The sequence below is a fragment of the Hassallia byssoidea VB512170 genome, assembly GCF_000817785.2.
Taxonomy (GTDB): domain Bacteria; phylum Cyanobacteriota; class Cyanobacteriia; order Cyanobacteriales; family Nostocaceae; genus Hassallia; species Hassallia carrinoi.
Genome location: NZ_JTCM02000200.1, coordinates 1 through 4709 on the forward strand (window position 1 = coordinate 1; position 4709 = coordinate 4709).

The window sequence follows — 4709 nt, forward strand, 5'->3', positions numbered from 1 at the left end:
TGGACAAAAATGGACAGCCTTGTTTTATAGATCCGCGATACCCCACGATATCCTCGGATGAAGGCTGTCCATTTTTGTCTATTGTTTGTGAATCCCCTGCTTTTACCAGACCCCGACGCAGTTCTGGACTTACAAGCTGCCCTGAATGCAATTTACTCAGAAGCGGGGTATGATTTGTCAATTGATTACAACAAGCTTCCCCCACCACCAGCATTTAGCAAAACTGATATTGAGTGGATGCAGGCAAGATTAGCAGATTATTGAAAGTGTATGCCCACCACAGAACAGGCTCTTGCCTGCGTTAGAGTATGTCAGATGCGATCGAATGGGTATCTTGCTATCCATGTATTTCGGTACAACCAAAATACCAAGACAGTGTTTATCCTTGCTGGTGTGGCTGAAAGCTTAGAGATTCTGATTTTTTCTAATGGTCAATGGAGGTTTAACGATGACGAAACCTGACTTTAGCAGAATGACCCGTCAAGAATTGAGAGCCTATGTTTTGGCTCACCGAGAAGAGGATGATCCGATCGAAGCTTTAATCAAACGGGGAAATCCGAACAGTCCGAAATATCCATTTCCTCAGACTGATGAGGATTTCCGAGAAATGGAACAGATACTCAAGAAAAAACTAGGTAGCAGTCCAGAAGCGGTCTAAGGGAATACTAAGAATAAATTATTCGTTAGTTGTCATGTGCGCCTTCGACAGTATAAAGTAGCTTATACTGTTTCACTACTTGTAGTATCTGTGGCAACTAAGGAATATTCAATAGCAAATGACAAATGAATCAATTTCAGACTAATTCCGAAGCTAATAGCCTACCTTCAATTGGTTCATATTCATCTTCTAGTAACCATGATTTAGCTGCATCATAGCTATTACTAGAAAATATAACTTTATAACTTTGTGTCGGGTCGTAAATCTGACAGTTTCCCTCACTCTCACATAGTAATAAAAGAATGTATGGAGGAGATAACATTGGCTCTATCCATACTTCGGTAAATTCCCAGTTATTCTTCACTCTTGCTTGTGCGGGGGATAACGTGGTATTGGTCGTCTGCATTAATTTTTATCTCCCCATAATAAAGTGGAATGCGGCTACCATCTGCACTGATTCTATAACCTATTAGTTCATCAAAAAACATTCCATAACGCTCATATCCTCGAATTATTCCGGTGAACTCCCCATTTTATATTATGGCTTGGGCAACTTGATTCATTGTAGATTCATCGTTAAATACATGAGCGGCAAGTCCTCTTTTCAGAAGTCTTTGCATTTGAGGTGTACCTGCTATATGCTTGGCAATTCATCTCGCATCAAGGGTAAGTTGACGATTAATTCCGCTCATGATTAAAAGTTAAGTTTTTTGACTGAAAATAGCTAAATACTATGATTACTCCTCTCGCACTGAAAGATTACCTATCTTCTTTCTCTTCTTCACACTTCATCCTTCAGTTGACTCCAAACCTTTACTACCTTAATTCTCAGAGGTGGAATTTGCCCTTTGACATTTAGCTGAGTTCTGCCAAGGATTATATATGACGCTGGGCATCTGAGCGATGAGGGTAACTTCGCCTTTGTCGTTGATAACCCAGCCGACTGCTGGTATAATTTCCACCGTTTTAGGTTTAGATGGTGGTGTAGCTGTAGTAGTTTTTGAGCTACGTTGCTGTGTTGTTATAGCCGTCAGCCGGGTATCCGACCATACGACATCAGGGCTGAGGTAGTCATCAGGGCTGGGAGGTAAACCGCCACGTCCGGTGACGAGGAAGGTATTGCCATTTTTTCCATCAAACGCAGCACAGCTCGAGGCAATTATTCGGTTAGAAGCTTCAACTATATTTGTGGGTAGGTTAACTATTCCGCGACTAACATCAACATCGGGGGTGTTGATATTGACCACCCCATTGATACCGCCACCTGTAGAGCTAGCCGTAATATCACTTAAAGGAGTAGGTTGCAGTCTCGACTGAATGCCAAAGATACCTTGAGTGTTGATTGTCACTCTACCGCCGTTGCCTGTAAAAGCGTTGGCGGCGATGTCGCTATTCTCTGATGGAACTGCAACGATGAAGGGGCTGTTAATGGTGATATTGCCGCCATTGCCATCGGCTTGATTTGTACCCGCAGTGGTCGAAATCTCACTACCACCGCGTAGTAATAACACATCCTTTAGTTGAAGATTGATTTCTCCACCCCTACCGGATGTTGTTGCGGCTTTAATTGCTCCTTGATTATCAACGAAAAGCCTGCGAGCTGAGAGATTGATTTGTCCAGCATCTCCTGGGTTATCTCCAGTAGTTTGCGATCTACTAAACAAGCCGCTGTTTGATCCATCATTATCAACTATTTGCGGACCAAACTGTTGCAGCCGAGTCAAAAAAGTTGGATCTTTCCCAGAGAGAACAACATCGCCAGTAATATTAAGTGTGAGGTTCCCTGCTTTGCCGCTACTAAAGGTACTGGCAAGTAGTTGTCCACCATTAGTCACTTCAAGCCTACCAGCATTAACACTAATGTCTCCTGCCTGGAAATTACTCCGGGTTCTGGCACTTAAAACTGCTCCCTCCGATAACCGCAGAGTACCAGTACTGACTTTAATGTTGCCACCTTGACCATTTGCCCCCTCTTCGGTAGAACTGATGAATCCACTGGAAAATCCTCCTGCGAGAAAATCTTCTCCTGTGAATGAAAAAAGCGAGGTTACAGGAGCCACTCCCGATACGTTAATCGCATCTGAAGTATTAATCTCAATGTTTGCTGCTTTACCGTTTCCAAAAGTGAGCGACTGCACTTCGGCACCGTTATTTAAATTAAGAGACCGTGCTTGAATAGTAATATTGCCTGCATTACCATTTGCACCATTTTGTACAGTACTAAAGATGCCAGTACTGGCAGCATTACTAAAGTCAGCAACAAAGGTGAGGAAAGGAAGTTGAATTCCTAAAGGATTTATAAATAAAATGTTGAAAACAGGCACAGTACTCTCTTTGCCCACGAAAGAGATAGAATTATCAACCGACAGATTAATGTTGCCAGCATTTCCCTGACCAAAGGTGCTGGTAGCAAGTTGAGATTTTTCGCCCAGCAAAACAGACCTAGCACGAATGTCAATGCCATTGCTGTTGCCCACAGCACTACTTACAAATGGAGACCCTACGGTGCTATAGATTTGTGAGTTGAACAGGGAAACAGAGTCAGCAACCTGGATGGAAATTTTGCCTGCGTCTCCTTTTGAAAAGGTGCTAGCAACAAGCCGAGAATTATCGGTCAACAGCAGAGAATTGGCACGAATTTCGATTCCACCACTGTTGCCAACAGCACTCGCTGCGGAAGTAGGAGCATCCACGGTGCTAAGAATATCGGAATTTGCGATTTCCACTGAGTCGTCAACTTGGATGGAAATCTTGCCTGCGTTACCTTGTGAAAAGGTGCTAGCAACAAGTTGAGAACTACCAGTTAAGAAAAAGGATTTGGCACGGATGTCAATTCCACCGCTATTACCTGTGGCAAATAAATCATTTTCAGCAAAGAAGGGAGCGCTGAAAATGGCACTTAAATCTGAGATAGATACAACATCATTAGCTTTGACAATGACGCTGCCTGCATCGCCTACTCCGCGTGTAATAGTACCTATTTGAGCGGCATTAGTGAGAGCAAGAGAACCAGTATTTACAATGACATTACCTCCCCTTCCTACTGCCCCAGATTCTAGATTGTTAAAAATGAAGCTGTTGGCGATCGCTGTATTTCCTGTGGCATTTAGCACAATATCTCCAGCCTGACTTGCAGGAGTTCCTAAACCTGCGCCTATTCCAGCAAGAATATTTGCGTCTTTAATGTCTAAATTTCGGGCATTAATTGTAATGCTACCTCCACCCGCAGCCTGAACGTCCACACCAGCGCCATCAGTGAGCGAAACATCACTTCGCACCACCCCATCAGGAAAACTCAAACTCAGATTATTACCATCAACTTGAAGTCCCACCGTTCCCGATTCTGCCAATCCTCCTAACTCTACTCGACCACCAGGTGCCTGCAAAATCCCACCTTCTAAGCTGACATTGTTACCCACCAATAACAGACTTTTACCATCAAGAACATTTAGCCCATTAATTGGTCGATTTTGGGAACCATTCACAGTACCTCTCAGCACTGTAGTGGTTGCTGTTGAGCGGTTTATTATTTGTGCTTGATTAGCAATGGCATTAGAAAACAGTGCCGATGGGTTGATTGAAAGTAAATTACTAGATGCTGGTTCTGTGGCGCTAAATAATCCTGTATCACCCAGTCTGACTGCATTGGCTGTCGTCCCTACAAACGAACCACCAACATCTAAACTGGCATTGGGTCCAAAGATAATGCCATTGGGATTTATCAGAAATAAGTTAGGCGCTGAACCGCCTAATGTGCCGAGTGTTCCCAAAATTTGAGAGCGGTTGCTACCCGTCACCCGTGCCAAAATATTCTCAATACCAGCAGGACTGAAAAAATAAGCTCCTCTACCTTGACTAACGTTGAATTCTAGAAAGCTGTGAAATAGATTTTGCCCCCGAATTGCTCCTCTGTTAATCACTTCTATAGGTAATCCATTAATGTTGCGGATGACATTATACCAATTTAATATGAAGCTGCATAGAATAGCCCTGCAACAACCCATCGCCTTATGTGGACAGCCTTGTTTTGTAGATCCTCGATCCCCCACGA

Annotated in this window: 5 protein-coding genes and 1 pseudogene; 3 read left to right on the forward strand and 3 right to left on the reverse strand. The window is 43.3% G+C overall.

Features of this window, described 5'->3' with window-relative positions; translation table 11 throughout:
• Positions 1–87 precede the first annotated feature (87 nt).
• From PI95_RS34580 to PI95_RS34590, 3 genes are read left to right on the forward strand one after another with little or no spacing between them, the layout of a single operon-like run.
• Positions 88–264 carry a DUF4058 family protein gene (locus PI95_RS34580; protein WP_336507662.1) on the forward strand — a complete coding sequence of 59 codons (177 nt, stop codon included), beginning with the start codon at positions 88–90 and terminating at the stop codon, positions 262–264.
• A 6-nt stretch (positions 265–270) separates the two neighbouring features.
• Entirely contained in the window at positions 271–462 is a 192-nt protein-coding gene (locus PI95_RS34585; protein ID WP_163519469.1) for a DUF6888 family protein, read from the forward strand.
• A complete protein-coding gene (locus PI95_RS34590; protein WP_163519470.1) occupies positions 449–658 on the forward strand; it encodes a DUF6887 family protein in 210 nt (69 codons plus the stop codon). The genes PI95_RS34585 and PI95_RS34590 overlap by 14 nt, the downstream gene beginning before the upstream one ends.
• Before the next feature lie 136 nt (positions 659–794).
• Here PI95_RS34590 and PI95_RS34595 read toward each other — a convergent pair whose 3' ends face one another.
• From PI95_RS34595 to PI95_RS34600, 3 genes and pseudogenes are all read right to left on the reverse strand, one after another.
• Positions 795–1064: a hypothetical protein gene (locus PI95_RS34595; protein ID WP_039738735.1), complete on the reverse strand. Its 270-nt coding sequence runs from the start codon at positions 1062–1064 to the stop codon at positions 795–797.
• A pseudogene (locus tag PI95_RS37640) lies at positions 1012–1278 on the reverse strand (DUF6972 family protein). The gene PI95_RS34595 and the pseudogene PI95_RS37640 overlap by 53 nt, the downstream one beginning before the upstream one ends.
• A 201-nt stretch (positions 1279–1479) precedes the next feature.
• Positions 1480–4709, reverse strand: a 3230-nt coding sequence (locus PI95_RS34600) for a two-partner secretion domain-containing protein (RefSeq protein ID WP_236117331.1), incomplete at its 5' end; no start/stop codon positions are given.

Coding starts and splice junctions, on each gene's coding strand:
- PI95_RS34585 (WP_163519469.1), top strand. CDS start 271: ATGCCCACCACAGAACAGGCTCTTGCCTGCGTTAGAGTATGTCAGATG.
- PI95_RS34590 (WP_163519470.1), top strand. CDS start 449: ATGACGAAACCTGACTTTAGCAGAATGACCCGTCAAGAATTGAGAGCC.
- PI95_RS34595 (WP_039738735.1), bottom strand. CDS start 1,064: ATGCAGACGACCAATACCACGTTATCCCCCGCACAAGCAAGAGTGAAG.